The following is a 14,147-nucleotide window of genomic DNA, read 5'->3' on the forward strand; positions in this document are numbered from 1 at the left end:
TATTATTCGTCAAGCATCGTGCTTACTCCCACTCAATTGTCGCCGGCGGCTTGCTCGAAATATCGTACACCACGCGGTTAATCCCGCGCACCTGGTTGATAATCTTGTTGCTCACCTCGGCCAGGAAATCGTAGGGCAAATGCGCCCAGTCGGCCGTCATGCCATCCACGCTGGTTACCGCGCGCAGGGCCACTACTCGCTCGTAGGTGCGCTCGTCGCCCATCACGCCCACGCTTTGCACGGGCAGTAGCATGGCACCGGCTTGCCATACGTGCTCGTACAGGCCGTGCTCTTTCAGCAGGTTAATGAACACGCCATCGGCGCGCTGCAGCAGCGCCACTTTCTCGGGCGTGATGTCGCCGAGGATGCGGATGCCCAGGCCGGGGCCGGGAAATGGGTGCCGGTTGAGGATTTCGGCGGGCAGTTCCAACGCCGCGCCCACCTCGCGCACCTCGTCTTTGAAGAGCATGCGCAGCGGCTCCACAATTTTCAGGTTCATCTTTTCGGGCAGGCCGCCCACGTTGTGGTGGCTTTTGATGGTGACCGACGAGCCGTGAATGGACACCGATTCAATCACGTCGGGGTAAATCGTGCCCTGGGCCAGCCAGCGCGCGCCCTGCACTTTCTGCGCCTCGCGGTCGAACACCTCAATAAACGTGCGGCCAATGGCCTTGCGCTTGCCCTCCGGGTCGCTGATGCCCGCCAGCGCGGCGTAGAATTCCGGCGCGGCGTTCACGCCGGTCACGTTCAGGCCCAGGCCCTCGTAGGCTTTAAGCACGGTGGCAAATTCGTCCTGCCGCAGCAGGCCGTTATCCACGAAGATGCCGTGCAGGCGCGGGCCAATGGCGCGGTGCAGCAGCAGGGCCGCCACGCTGCTGTCCACGCCGCCCGACAGGCCCAGAATCACCTGGTCGTCGGGGCCAATGGTGGCTTGCAGGGCCTCCACGGTCGAATCCACAAAATGGTCGGGCGTCCAGGTTTGGGCGCACTGGCAGATGTCGACCACAAAATTGCGCAGCAGCAGCTTGCCCTCGGTCGAGTGCGTTACTTCGGGATGAAACTGGATGCCGTAGGTTTCCTGGCCTTCAATTTTGAAGGCGGCCACCGCCACTTCGGGCGTGCTGGCAATGATGTTGTAGCCGGCCGGCAGGCGCTGAATGGTATCGCCGTGCGACATCCAAACCTGCGAATCCACGTGCATTTCATCGAGCAGCGGCGAGGCCGCGTCGAGCGACGACAGCCGCGCCCGGCCATACTCGCGAATGGTGGCCGGCGTCACTTCGCCCCCGCCCTGCTGGGCCAGCAGCTGCGCGCCGTAGCACACGCCCAGCACCGGTACCCGGCCCAGAATATGGCTCAGGTCAGGGTTGGGCGAGTCCGCGTCGCGCACCGAGCACGGCGAGCCGGAAAGAATAACGCCCCGAATATCGTCGCTGAGAACGAGTTTCGAGGCGTAGGTGTAAGGGTGAATTTCGCAGAACACGTGCAATTCGCGAATGCGCCGGGCTATCAATTGCGTGTACTGCGAGCCGAAATCAAGGATGATAAGTCGTTCCATGCCGCAAAGCTAACCACGGATTTAAGCAGATTTTGCGGATTTCCCGGATTTTGTGGACGATTAGCCGAGGGGCAAAATATTTTTCAGGCAGTTGCCGCAAGGGGCATTTCGAATACAATCAGCCCCTTACCTGCTCGCGCTTCCGGCCAACGCCAAGCGTCGTTCACAAAATCCAGGAAATCCGTGTCGAATCCGACGAATCCGTGATTACCTTTGCATCGGCAAGTCAGAACGACCAGCTCCTGCTGAACTCCCCCAGGACCGGAAGGTAGCAAGGGTAGGTGGTTGTAGCGGTGCGATTTTGGCTTGCTTTTTTTTGTCCTTTCGCGTCGGCCCCGATGCTGCTTCAATTCCGCAATGTTGGCGGGCCATTGAGTAGCTTTGGGGCCGATTCTTTTTGTATTAGCTGTTAGCTGATAGCGGTTAGCTGTTAGCTGTTACCTTGGTGGCCGACTTGAAAAAGCAGCTAGCAGCTAATAGCCATCAGCTAATAGCTAACGCATGAAATTCTTCATCGACACCGCCAACCTGGCCGAAATCCGCGAAGCCGTAGAGTTGGGCGTCCTCGACGGCGTGACTACCAACCCCTCGCTCATGGCCAAGGAAGGCATCAAAGGCCTCGACGCCGTGATGGCCCACTACCGCCAGATTTGCGAGCTGGTCGACGGCGACGTGTCGGCCGAAGTGATTGCCACTGATTTCGACGGCATGGTGCGCGAGGGCGAGGCCCTGGCCGACCTCCACCCCAACATCGTGGTGAAAGTGCCCATGATTAAGGACGGCGTGAAGGCCATCAAGTACTTCGCCGACAAGGGCATCAAAACCAACTGCACCCTGATTTTCACGGCCGGCCAGGCCTTGCTGGCGGCCAAAGCCGGTGCGACCTACGTGTCGCCCTTCGTGGGTCGTCTGGACGACATCGGGGCCGACGGCCTGCAGCTAGTAGAACAGATTGTGCAGATTTTCAGCAACTACGGCTACCCCACCGAAGTCCTGGCCGCCTCGGTGCGCCACGTGCCGCACCTCATTCAGTGCGCCGAAATCGGGGCCGACGTAGTGACCTGCCCGCTCAGCGTCATCAACGGCTTGCTCAGCCACCCGCTCACGGACAAGGGCCTGGCCACGTTCCTGGCTGACCACAAGCGCGTAAACGCTTAGTTAAGAGTTAAAAGTTAAGAGTTGTCCATCTGGCCAAACTCTAACTCCTAACTTTTAACTCCTAACTTTTAACTGTTCCATGTACATCATCAAAGTAAAAGGCAAGGCCAAAATTCCGGACTACATCCAGCTGCGGGATGAGGCGTTTGTCCTCATCGCCTATTTCCGGGCCGACCGGCCGCTGAAGGACCTGCACCGCTACGGCCTCGAGGGCAAGGAAACCGAACTGGCTGGCGTGATTTCGGGCCTGGAATTTGGCAAGCTGCAGCCGCTGAATCTGTAATTGTATGGTTGAGAACGTTATTGAGCTGCACGATGCCACGATAATGCAGGAGCAGCAGGCCGTGCTGCAGGGCGTGTCGTTTGCGCTGGAAAAGGGCGCGTTTGCTTACCTGGTGGGCCGCACCGGCTCGGGCAAGTCGTCGCTGCTGAAGACTTTGTACGCCGACCTGCCGCTGCAAAGCGGCATGGGCACCGTGGCCGGCTATTCGCTACCGAAGCTGTCGGCCAGCAAAGTCCCGTTTTTGCGCCGCAAGCTGGGCATCGTGTTTCAGGATTTCCAGCTGCTGGGCGACCGCACGGTGGCCGAAAACCTGATGTTTGTGCTCAACGCCACCGGCTGGAAAGGCAAGTCGCAGAAGCAGCAGCGCATTTCGGATGTTCTGGTGCGCGTGGGCCTGAGCGGGGCCGCCAACCGCATGCCCCACCGCCTCTCGGGCGGCGAGCAGCAGCGCGTGGTCATCGCCCGCGCCATGCTCAACGAGCCCGTGCTGATGCTGGCCGACGAACCCACCGGCAACCTCGACCCCGACGTGTCAGCGAGCATCATGCAGCTGTTTGGCGAAATCAATAACACCGGCACCGCTATTCTGATGGCCACGCACAATTTCCAGCTCATCGAGCAGTACCCGCACCGCGTGCTAACGTGCAAGGACGGGGAATTGCTCGATTCGGCGCGCGGGTAACGGTTCTGATAGCAAAGCTCTTCTACTTAGCTGCCAAATATGACCATCGTTTCCATCCGAAAGGCAGTAGCTATTTTGTCCTTGCTATTAACTGTAACTGCCGTAGCGGGCCATGGACAGGGCATAGATTTCAATACTGGTAAAGGGCAAGATAAAAAGCTCTACGAGGCTGTCTCAGCGAAAGACACCACGCAGGTGCAGGCTGCGCTAGATAAAGGTGCCAACCCAAATTTTCGGGTAAAAGCGGGCTTTTTTGAAATGAGCCTGCTGATTCTGGCCGTTCAGAAAAACGATTTTGCAACGGTTAAGCTTTTGCTCGACCATCAGGCCGAGGTCGATTTTAGAGATGCTTTCAACATGACTGCGTTGATGTTTGCAGCTCATAGTGGAAATAAGAAGCTGGTTTCCTACCTGATTTCTAAAGGAGCTGATGTGAAAGCACATGATGGGAAAGGTAACTCGGTGCTATCTGCAGCGCAGGAAAGCAAAAATCAAGAAGTCATCCAATTGATTGAATCGAAGTTAAAAGAATAAGCCGAAGAGATTGGTATCGTCACCCACTTTTTCTAGCTGAATGACATCCGGATTATCCATTCTGATTCCGGTGTATAATTGCGCTGTTGGGGAATTGATACGGGCACTGCTCGACCAGTCTGCGCACTGGCCCGGCCCGGTTGAAATCCTGCTGCTGGACGATTTTTCTGGTGAAGATGTTCGCCAATTAAACCGTCCACTGGGCTCGCTGCCCGGTGTGCATTACCGCGAGCTGCCGCACAATGTTGGCCGCGCGGCCATTCGCAACCAGCTGGCCGCCGCCGCGCGGCACGAGTGGCTGCTGCTGCTCGACAACGACAGCCAACTGCCCGACCATCAGTTTCTGGCCCGTTACGCAGCAGCCCGCAGCCAGGCGGCAGTCCTCATTGGGGGCACCGCCTACGAAGCTGCCCCGCCCGCCGACCCCGGCCTATACCTGCGCTGGCACTACGGCTGGGCCCGCGAGGCGCGGGCCGCCGCCGTACGTCAGGCCACGCCCTACGCCCAGCTTACCATTAACAACGCGCTGATTCGGTCCGACGTTTTCCGGCGCTTTCCGCTTGATGAGCGACTGAGTGGCTACGGCCACGAAGACACGAAATTCGGCGCTGAGCTGGCAACGGCGGGCATTTCGGTGTTGCATCTGGATAACCCGGTCATTCACGACGGGCTGGAGCCGGCGGCCATTTTCCTGGCCAAGAGCGAGCAGGCGGTGCGCAACCTGGCCCACGTGTACCGCGAAAACGGACTGGGCACCGATTCGCGGCTGCTGCAAATGGCGCGGCGGCTGCAGCGGCTAGGTGCGGCCCCGGCGGCGCGGCTGGCGCTGGGCGCGGCGGCCCCGGCCCTTCGGCGGCAGCTGCTTTCGCCGCAGCCGAAGCTGCGTGCTTTCGATTTGCTGAAGCTGCACTGGCTGCTGCGCGAACTGGCCGGCTGATTTTTTGGCAAACTCCTTTTCTTTGAAGGGTCAGGGTAGTTTAGCCGGCCGGGTTTGGCCGGTATCTTTGGCGGCCCTACTTCCCCGCTGTTTTGATTCTTCCTGTTCCGCCCTCCCCCATTCAGCTGCTCGATTTGGCCGCCGAGCACGCGTTGCTGCAACCAGCCCTGAACGAGGCCATGCAGGAAGTACTGGAATCGGCAGCCTTCATTCAGGGCCCGGCCGTGGGCCAGTTTGCCGCCGAGCTGGGTGAATACCTGGGCGGCACGCACGTTGCCCCCTGCGCCAACGGCACCGATGCCCTCACGCTGGCGCTGATGAGCCTGAACCTGCCGGACGGGGCCGAAGTCATCGTGCCGGCCTTCACCTACGTGGCCACGCTGGAAGCCGCCGCCCTGCTGGGCCTGCGCCCGGTGCTGGCCGACGTGCACCCCGATACTTTCAACCTCGCCCCCGCCGCCGTAGAGTCGGCGATAACGCCGCGCACCGGGGCCATTATCGCCGTGCACCTGTTTGGGCAATGCGCCGATTTGGAGGCCTTGCGCACGATTTCCACCCAGCATGGCATTCCGTTGATTGAGGACAACGCGCAGGCCATCGGGGCCACGTTCCGGTTTTCCAGCGGCGAAATCGTCTTTGCCGGCGCGGTGGGCGACGTAGGTACCACGTCGTTTTTCCCCTCCAAAAACCTCGGCTGCCTCGGCGACGGCGGCGCGCTCCTCACCCGCGACAGCGACCGGGCCGCCCTGCTGCACCAGCTCGCCAACCACGGCCAGAGCCGGAAATACCACCACCAGCGCATCGGCCTCAACTCACGCCTCGATACCCTGCAAGCCGCCCTGCTGCGCGTGAAGCTGCGGCAGCTGCCGGCCAACACCGCCGCTCGCCAGGCCGTGGCCGCCCGCTACGATGCAGCCCTGGCCACCGTGCCCGGCCTCACCATCCCAGCCCGCGACCCGCGCAGCAGCCACGTCTTCCATCAGTACACCATCCGGCTGGCAGACGCCAGCCGGCGCGATGACCTGCAAGGCCACCTGCGCCGCCTGGGCGTGCCTACGATGATTTACTACCCGCTGCCGGTACACGCCCAGCCCGCCTACGCCTACCTGGGCCACCAGGCGGGCCAGTTCCCGGTGGCCGAGCGGCTGTGCGGCGCGGTGCTGTCGCTCCCAATTCATCCGCTGCTGACGCGCGAGCAGCAGGAGTATATTACGGCTGGTGTACAGTCCTTTCAGGCGTTAGAGTAGGCAATGCAAAAATATAAGTTATTGTATTTAGTCTATCTGCTATGCTGCCTCGCATTATGCTGGCTGGCTTGGCTGGAATGGCATTACATCGCTGCTTTTTGGTGCTAATTCTGAATATTACCACATGAGTTTATTGCTTTCTACAACCCCTTCTATTGCGTGTGGTCGGCATGAGTAGTGCGCCCGAAGTTCGTTTCGCTATCTGCGGCGTGGGCCACATTGGCCGCCGCCACGCTGCGATGGTAGTGCGCCAGCAAGGCGCAGCGCTAGTGGCCCTGATTGACATTCGCTCCGAGCTGCAGGCCGACCTCGCCGCCGAGTTTCCGGGCGTGCCGTTTTTTCTTTCGCTGGAAGACTACCTGCAAGCCGGCCCGGCGGCTGATGTCCTCACCGTGGCCACGCCCAACGGCCTGCACGCGGCGCAGGCGGTGGCCGGCCTGCGCGCGGGCCTGCACGTCGTCATCGAAAAACCCATTGCCCTGCACACGGCTGATGCCGAAGCAATTGTGGCCACGGCCCGCGAAACCGGTCGGCTGGCCTTTGGGGTGATGCAGAACCGCTACTCGCCCCCGGCCGCCTGGCTGAAGCAGGTAGTGGACGAAGGCCGCCTGGGCCGGGTGTTTCTGGTGCAGTTGAACTGCTTCTGGAACCGCGACGCGCGCTATTACCAGCCCGGCGGCTGGAAGGGCACCCAGGCCCTGGACGGGGGCACGCTCTTCACCCAGTTCAGTCATTTCGTCGATTTGCTGTACTGGGTGTTTGGCGACATCAGCAACATCTCGGGCCGCTTCCGCGACTTCACCCACGAGGGCCTCACCGAGTTCGAGGACAGCGGCCTCGTGACCTTCGACCTCGTACGCGGCGGCAGCGGCACGCTTAGCTACAGCACCGCCGTGTGGGACCGCAACCTCGAAAGCTCACTCACCGTGGTGGCCGAGCGCGGCAGCCTGCGCATCGCCGGCCAGTATATGGACAAGGTGGAGTATTGTCATCTGGAAAATTACCAGATGCCGGAGCTGGCCCCTACCAACCCGGCCAACAATTACGGCGCGTTCCAGGGCTCGGCCGCCAATCACGTGCAGGTTATTGAAAACGTGGTGGACACCGTGCAGCAACGCAGTCACGCCACCACCAATGCCGCGGAAGGGCTGAAAGTGGTAGAAATAATTGAGCGGATTTACGCGCTGCGGTAGTGTCGATTAACCATCCGGAAACCTTGCGCCCGCAGCGGCAAGCGACGCTACCAGTACCAGGCACCTTTCTGTTTCTCCCATGCAAACTGCTGTTGCGCAGCCCTATCAGCCGCTTATAAAGCTTGGTTTTGCCCTTGCCATCGGTTTTTTGGCCAGCGCTGCCTGCGCCCAACAAGCGCAGTACCCCGCTGTCAAACCCAAAGCGCAACAGGTCGGCGGTTTTGTACCACCGGGCTGGGAAATACGCGACGGAGCAACCGGCGACCTGAACAAAGACGGCCTGGCCGATGAAGCGCTGGTGTTGGAGCGTTCGGCCAGGAAAGGAAAGCCCGACTCGGTGCTGCCCCGAATGCTGGTGGTGCTATTTAAACTTCCAGCCAACCAAGGATATACCCTGAGCGCACAAAGTAATTCGTTCATTTTAACCCACGACGACCCCGAAACGGATGAACCCTTGGCCGGCATTTCCATCACCCGGGGGGTACTGAAAATCGACTTCCAATACAACCGCAGTGATTCTCACGATGACCTGTCCACCAGCGCGTACAAATTCCGGTACAATGGCCGCCAGTTCGTCCTCATTGGTGCCGACATTTCCATTACGGGCCGCATGAGTTTTACTTTCCAGAAGTACAGCTATAATTTCCTGACCCGAAAAGGCGTCTTCACCACGGGCCCCCTGGGTGAAGACGCCGACCCAACCCTCACCAGGACCTTGGCGCTGCCTGTGCCCAAAACCCTCGACACCTTCGTCAAACCAGGCACTTGGTTACTTGACGAAAACTTCTTTCTGTAGCCTGTAGCGCCGCATTCCGGGGAGCGCGCCGACGTCACTTAGGCGGCTTCAGACCCAGTGCTACTTCTTCGCGTCCACGTAGTTCTGGAAGGCGTAGGCCACGCCCAGCGTGAGGCCCTGCGAGTACTGGATGCTATGGTCCTGGTCGTAGTCGTAGAGGGCGATACCGTTGAGGGCCACGTTCACGTACTTGCCCACTTTGGCGGTGAGGGCCACGTCGAGGCGGTGGTCGATTTCCTGAAAGTTGAGGTTGCGGTAGTTGGCAAACAGCAGGTAGCGCGCCTTCAGGTTAACGTTGGGGCTGAGTTTTTTGTCGAACTCGGCCAGAATCTGGGCCGCCAGCACCTCGAAGCGGGTGCTGTGGCCGGGGTTCACGCCGTAGGGCGTGTCGCCGGGGTTCTGGATGAAGCGCTCGACGCGGTTCACCACCGTGAGGCGGGGGGCAAAGGGCGACAGGCGCACGTGGAAGTAGGTGGCCGGGTGGTATTCGAAGCCATAGGCGGCCGTGACGAAGGCCGGGGCGAAGAAATCGGAGGTGAGCGTGGCGCGGGCGTTGCCGGCCGCGTCGGTGTCGTACTTGTAGCCGGGCGCGAACTGGGTGAGCAGGTTCAAGGACAAAAACATGTCCCAGCGCTCGGTGAGGGCGCGGCCGTATTTGGTATCGAGGTAGAGCCGGTCCTGCCCCTTGCGGTAGCCCAGGCCCTTGGTTTGGGAGAAGGCAAACAGGAAATCGGCTTCGTTGTCGAAATTGTGCGGGCCGACTTTGCGGTTGGCCTTGGCATTGAACAACGCATTGAAGCCAATGGTGTTCACGCCGCCGCCCTGCCAATTCGAGCTCAGCACCGACTCGTTCAGGCCCAGGCCGGTTTTGACGGACTTGTGCCAGGCCGGGTCGGGCACGGGCGCGGGCGGCGCGGGGGCCGGAATAACGGCGGGCGTGGTTTGGGCCACGGCGGCGGGCGCAGCCAGCAGCAGGGCCAGGGCAAGGCGTTTCATAGCGGAAAGGAAAAAAGAGAAGCAGAATTACTGCGGAAATGTACGCGTCGCTCGCCGCGATATACCGACCGGACCCGGTAACAGCCAGCACACCTGAAATTATTGCAGGTTGATATTGACTTCTTACCATTTTAAGGTAATATTGCTACCCTCGGAGTGGTCCGAGCCCGGCCCAATTGCTTTCCCAGGGTCGGCTACCGGTTTCTTGTTCGTCACGCAGCTGCATTTTCCCCTTCGTTGCCGCCCATGAGCACATACCAACTCCTTTACCAAAGCTATTCCCTCATTCCCTTCGAGCCGCGCGAGCTCGATGCGCTGCTGGCCAGCGCCCGCACCCGCAACCAGCAGCGCGGCCTCAACAGCATTCTCCTCTACACCCCTGATGGCCGCTTTCTGCAACTCCTCGAAGGTGCGCGCGAGGCCGTGCGCGAGCTGTATAACCAGCACTTGGTCCACGACCCGCGCCATTACCACTGCCAGGTACTGAGCGAAGGTCCCAGCGAAGTGGCCAGCTTTGCGGGCTGCCCCATGGAGTTTTTTCCGGCCCAGGCCCAGGACCTGCGCCGCCTGCTGGCCCCCGTGCCGGTGCCCGGGGCGGCCCTGCTCGTGCCCCGCCCCCACACCCGGCCCGAGCTGGTGGAGCTGCTGCTCGAATTCATGCGGCACGGCGAGCCGGTGGGGCTGTAGCGCGAACGTTCCGTTCGCATGCAGCAGGATGGGCAGCGGCAAAACCTGCGCGGGCCCAGCGGCGCTAGCTAAAAGTTCGCGCTATGGCCCGGTATCTTTACCCCAATGCCTGCTTCTGCCATCCCTGCTCCTTTCGCGGCCTCGGCCGCGCCGCCCGTTGCGCCGGGCACTTTCCTGGCCGCCACTGCCCGTGAGCTGCTCGACCGCTACGGCTCGGGCCCGCTCGATGAGCTGTCCGACATCGTGGTGATTGTGCCCACGCGCCGCGCCGTGGTGTATCTGAAGAACGAATTGGCGATGAACCTGCCGATGGGCGCGCCGCTGTGGGCCCCGCGCGTGGCCGCCATGGAAGACTACATGGTGGAGCTGGCCGGCGTGCAGGTCGAAGAGCCCATTGCCCTGCAGCTGCTGCTCTACGACATTCTGAAAGGCATCGACACCGGGCTCGATTTCGACAAGTTCGTGGGCTGGGCCGGGCTGCTGCTGAGCGACTTCTCCAACCTCGACCAGAACCTGGCCGACACCCACAAGGTGTTCGAATACCTGAGCGAAGCCAAGGCCTTGGAGCGCTGGGACCTGGCCGAGCTGCCGCCCAAAAGCCAGGCCGCCGCCCACTCCTTCGGCTTCTGGAACCAGCTGGAACGGGTGTACCACCAGCTGAAAAAGCGCATGCTGGCCAACCATCTGGCTTACCCCGGCCTGGCCTACCGCCGCGCCGTGGAGCAGCTGGAAAAGCAACTGAAAGACCCGGCCGCGCCCACGCCGGCCGTGCACGTATTCGTGGGGCTGGGCAATTTGTCGAAGTCGGAAGAAAAGCTCATTCGCCTGCTGCTGAACGTGGGCCGGGCCGAAATCCGCTTCGACGCCGACCCCTTCTACCTCGAAAAAGACTCGCCCAACCGCGCCGGCCAGCACCTGCGCCGCTACTTCGAGAAGTGGAAGCTGCCGCTCGACAACTTCGGCGGCGGCGTGGAATACCTGCGCGGCCAGCCCCACCACGTGCGCTACCTCGGCGTGGCCAACCCCAGCATGCAGGGCAAGCTGGCCGGCCAGCTGCTGGCCGAAGCCCGCCAGCGCTACCCCGATGCCACCGTGGCCGTGGTGCTGCCCGACGAAACCCTGCTGCTGCCCGTGCTGCACGGCCTGCCGCCCAACGAGGTGCCCGACTACAACGTGACCATGGGCCTGAGCTTCCAGGCCACGCCCCTGTTCAACCTGGTCGATTTGCTGTTCGAGGTGCACCTCACCGGCATCCGCGAAGGCAGCCGGGAAACCGGCTACGGCGTGCCCCGCTACCACCACCTGGCCGTGACGAAGCTGCTGAGCCACCCTTTTCTGCGTCGTTACCAGCAGTGGCAGGACCAGCAAGCCGACCAGCCGCAATACCACGGCATTCTGGACCAGATTTGCCGCGAAATCGTGCGCGTGAATGCCGTGCTGCTGCCCGCCGAGGAGTTGCTGAAAATGGGTGCGCATCATCCGCTCATCGAAGCGCTGTTCAAAACCTGGGACAACTGCGACGACATCATTCGGGCCTGCCATACGCTGATTGACCTGCTGCGGCAGGTTTACTCCGCTGAAGTGGCCGATTCGGACCGCGAAACCAGCATTGGGGCCGAATACCTGTACCTGTTCTACACCCTCGTCAAGCAGCTCGATTCGGCTTTCGACTGTCGCGAGCAGCGCCTGTCGGTGCGCTCGTTCCGCCGTTTCCTCTACGAGCAGATGGGCCGCACCCGCCTGCCCTTCTCCGGCGAGCCGCTGGCCGACGTGCAGGTAATGGGCCTGCTCGAAACCCGCGCCCTTGATTTCGACCACCTCATCATCCTTAGCTGCAACGAAGGCGTGCTGCCTGCCCCCAAGCGCCAGCAGTCGCTGTTTCCCTATGACGTGCTCACCACCGCCGGCCTCCCCACCTACGCCGATGCCGAGGCCATCACGGCCTACAACTTCTGGCGCCTGCTGCAACGCGCCCAACGCGTGGACTTGGTGCACGTGCTGCCCGGCGCCGAAGGCATGAAAAGCGGCGAGCGCAGCCGCTTCCTGCTGCAGTTACAGAACGACCTGCTGCCGCAAAACCCGCAGCTAGTGCTGGAAGACCTCACCGTTTCGGTCGCCGGCCCGGAAGTGGAAGTTGGCGTGAATCATTATGAAGGGGATTTGATTCTCGAAAAAGACCCCGAAATGCTGGCGGCCCTGCGCGGAGTGCTCGAACGCAACATTTCGCCCTCCCGCCTCAACGATTTCCTGGCCTGCTCGCTGCGCTTCTACTTCTCAAAAGTGGCCCGCTTCCACGAAAACGACGCGGTGGAAGAAACCCTCGAAGCCAGCAGCTTCGGCACGATGGTGCACGAGGCGCTGGAGAACCTGATGCTGCCCTTCGAGCAGGATGCCCGCCCGATTACGTCCGCTGACATCCCGGAGCTCATTCGCCAAGCCCCCGGCGAGGTGCAGAAGGCCCTGCGCCAGGAAGAAACCGAAAAGCACGCCCGCGCCGACGAGGGCCTGAACCACGTGTACGGCCAGGTGGCCACCCGCCTCGTGGTGCGGTTGCTCGAAAGCCTCACCGAGCAGCCCGGCCTGCTGCCCATCCGCTTGTTCGGCCTCGAAAAAGAGCTGGCCGCCACCGTTTTCGTCGACGTGCCGGGCCAGCCCGAGCAACTGGCCGTGCGCCTGTTCGGCTTCGCCGACCGCGTGGACGAGTTGCCCGATGGTCGCCTGCGCGTGGTCGACTACAAATCGGGCCTCGTGAAGCGCGCCGACCTGCAGCTGCGCGGCTACCGCGACAAGCTCAGCCCCGCTGAAGCCGTCGACCGCCTGCTGCACGAAGCCAGCAGCAGCGCCGACAAAGTGCGCCAACTCTGGCTCTACCGCCTCATGCTGGCCCACACCGCTAACCGCGAAACCGCCGATACGTCCATTCTCTCCCTCCGCAACATCGACGAAGGCCTGCTCGCCGCCGACCTCAGCTTCCTCACCGAAGGCGGCGAGGACTTTGTGCAGGTTTCCGAAGAACTGGTGCGTAAAATTGCCCTCCGGATTCTGGACCCCGCCGAACCCATCCGCAAAACCGACGACTTCACCAAGTGCGAGTACTGCCCCTATAAAGGCATTTGCGCACGCTAATCCTGTCTGTCATCCTGAGCGGAGCGAAGGACCTGTTCACGCTTGCAGCATTTTCTTCAGCGTGAGCAGGTCCTTCGCTCCGCTCAGGATGACAGCTTAAATCAACTAACTCCACACATCCATGCAAAACCACCCCAACAAAGACGAATTCATGCAAGCCGCCATCGACGAAGCCCGCCTGGGCCGCTCGCAGGGCGGTATCCCCATCGGCTCGGTACTCGTGCGCGACGGTAAAATCATCGGCCAGGGCCACAACAAGCGCGTGCAGGAAGACTCCGCCATCAAACATGGCGAGATGGACTGTTTGACGAATGCCGGCCGCCAGCGCAGCTACCGCGACACCGTCATCTACACCACGCTCATGCCCTGCTACATGTGCGCCGGCACCATCGTCCAGTTCAAAATCCCGAAGGTGATGGTGGGCGAAAGCCGCACCTTTGGCGAGTCGCGCGCTTTCCTCGAAAGCCACGGCGTGGAAGTAGTCGACTGCGATTTGCAGGAATGCGTGGACATGATGAACGAATTCATCGAAGCCGAGCCCACGCTCTGGAACGAGGATATCATGGAACTGTAGGTCTTCCGCCAACGATTGCAGTAAATTATTGTATTGGCCGTAAGCACAGTGAGTGCGCACTTACTTAAAAGTGAGGCTGTGCTCATCGCGACCGGGCCTTCCCTGCCCTACCTTTGCTCGCAGTACCGGAAACCAGTTCACTGGTGGTTTCTAATTCCCAATAATTCCTACTCTTTTTTCCGGGTGCCTCCCACCCCATCCGGAGAATATTTGTTGAAAGCCGTTCGGTCTTTCTGTCCGCAGAAAGCTACGTTACCCGGGTTTCAACGTGTTACAGCCGGCTGAGTCGACCCCGCGTCGGTTCAGCCGGCTGTCTCGCTTTCGGGCGGTTGTTGAAGCGGGCTTCTGTGGGCACCTGGGTCGGTTTTGCTTCCGG

General features: G+C 61.2%; 13 protein-coding genes and 1 other RNA gene. 12 read left to right on the forward strand and 2 right to left on the reverse strand.

Annotated features, from left to right (window positions below; translation table 11 throughout):
* Nucleotides 1-22: 22 nt before the first annotated feature.
* Nucleotides 23-1,558: a glutamine-hydrolyzing GMP synthase gene (gene guaA, locus MON38_RS00920; RefSeq protein WP_241934253.1), complete on the reverse strand. Its 1,536-nt coding sequence runs from the start codon at nucleotides 1,556-1,558 to the stop codon at nucleotides 23-25.
* Between the two features lie 218 nt (nucleotides 1,559-1,776).
* Here guaA and ffs point away from each other — a divergent pair.
* From ffs to MON38_RS00965, 9 genes are all read left to right on the forward strand, one after another.
* An RNA gene (ffs, locus tag MON38_RS00925) (signal recognition particle sRNA small type) lies at nucleotides 1,777-1,874 on the forward strand.
* 185 nt (nucleotides 1,875-2,059) lie between these two features.
* Entirely contained in the window at nucleotides 2,060-2,716 is a 657-nt protein-coding gene (gene fsa, locus MON38_RS00930) for a fructose-6-phosphate aldolase (protein ID WP_241934254.1), read from the forward strand.
* A 79-nt stretch (nucleotides 2,717-2,795) separates the two neighbouring features.
* Nucleotides 2,796-2,999 carry a fructose-6-phosphate aldolase gene (locus MON38_RS00935; RefSeq protein ID WP_241934255.1) on the forward strand — a complete coding sequence of 68 codons (204 nt, stop codon included), beginning with the start codon at nucleotides 2,796-2,798 and terminating at the stop codon, nucleotides 2,997-2,999.
* A 4-nt stretch (nucleotides 3,000-3,003) separates the two neighbouring features.
* Entirely contained in the window at nucleotides 3,004-3,681 is a 678-nt protein-coding gene (locus tag MON38_RS00940) for a cell division ATP-binding protein FtsE (protein WP_241934256.1), read from the forward strand.
* 39 nt (nucleotides 3,682-3,720) lie between these two features.
* Complete coding sequence (locus MON38_RS00945) at nucleotides 3,721-4,215, forward strand: ankyrin repeat domain-containing protein (protein ID WP_241934257.1); 495 nt, start codon at nucleotides 3,721-3,723, stop codon at nucleotides 4,213-4,215.
* A 40-nt stretch (nucleotides 4,216-4,255) separates the two neighbouring features.
* On the forward strand, nucleotides 4,256-5,152 hold the full coding sequence (locus MON38_RS00950; protein WP_241934258.1) for a glycosyltransferase family 2 protein: 897 nt from the start codon (nucleotides 4,256-4,258) through the stop codon (nucleotides 5,150-5,152).
* 92 nt (nucleotides 5,153-5,244) lie between these two features.
* Nucleotides 5,245-6,399 carry a DegT/DnrJ/EryC1/StrS family aminotransferase gene (locus MON38_RS00955; protein ID WP_241934259.1) on the forward strand — a complete coding sequence of 385 codons (1,155 nt, stop codon included), beginning with the start codon at nucleotides 5,245-5,247 and terminating at the stop codon, nucleotides 6,397-6,399.
* A 170-nt stretch (nucleotides 6,400-6,569) separates the two neighbouring features.
* Nucleotides 6,570-7,592: a Gfo/Idh/MocA family protein gene (locus tag MON38_RS00960; RefSeq protein ID WP_241934260.1), complete on the forward strand. Its 1,023-nt coding sequence runs from the start codon at nucleotides 6,570-6,572 to the stop codon at nucleotides 7,590-7,592.
* Between the two features lie 79 nt (nucleotides 7,593-7,671).
* Nucleotides 7,672-8,388: a hypothetical protein gene (locus MON38_RS00965; RefSeq protein WP_241934261.1), complete on the forward strand. Its 717-nt coding sequence runs from the start codon at nucleotides 7,672-7,674 to the stop codon at nucleotides 8,386-8,388.
* 60 nt (nucleotides 8,389-8,448) lie between these two features.
* Here MON38_RS00965 and MON38_RS00970 read toward each other — a convergent pair whose 3' ends face one another.
* A complete protein-coding gene (locus tag MON38_RS00970) occupies nucleotides 8,449-9,384 on the reverse strand; it encodes a DUF3078 domain-containing protein (RefSeq protein WP_241934262.1) in 936 nt (311 codons plus the stop codon).
* 246 nt (nucleotides 9,385-9,630) lie between these two features.
* Between MON38_RS00970 and MON38_RS00975 the strand changes: the two genes are divergently transcribed.
* The 3 genes from MON38_RS00975 to MON38_RS00985 all read left to right on the forward strand — a co-directional run bounded on the left by MON38_RS00975 (nucleotide 9,631) and on the right by MON38_RS00985 (nucleotide 13,771).
* Complete coding sequence (locus MON38_RS00975; RefSeq protein WP_241934263.1) at nucleotides 9,631-10,071, forward strand: BLUF domain-containing protein; 441 nt, start codon at nucleotides 9,631-9,633, stop codon at nucleotides 10,069-10,071.
* A gap of 105 nt (nucleotides 10,072-10,176) precedes the next feature.
* Complete coding sequence (locus MON38_RS00980) at nucleotides 10,177-13,197, forward strand: PD-(D/E)XK nuclease family protein (RefSeq protein ID WP_241934264.1); 3,021 nt, start codon at nucleotides 10,177-10,179, stop codon at nucleotides 13,195-13,197.
* Nucleotides 13,198-13,318: 121 nt separating this feature from the next.
* On the forward strand, nucleotides 13,319-13,771 hold the full coding sequence (locus tag MON38_RS00985) for a nucleoside deaminase (RefSeq protein ID WP_241934265.1): 453 nt from the start codon (nucleotides 13,319-13,321) through the stop codon (nucleotides 13,769-13,771).
* Nucleotides 13,772-14,147 lie beyond the last annotated feature (376 nt).

Origin of the sequence: Hymenobacter cyanobacteriorum, assembly GCF_022631375.1 — a bacterium.
Taxonomy (GTDB): Bacteria; Bacteroidota; Bacteroidia; order Cytophagales; family Hymenobacteraceae; genus Hymenobacter; species Hymenobacter cyanobacteriorum.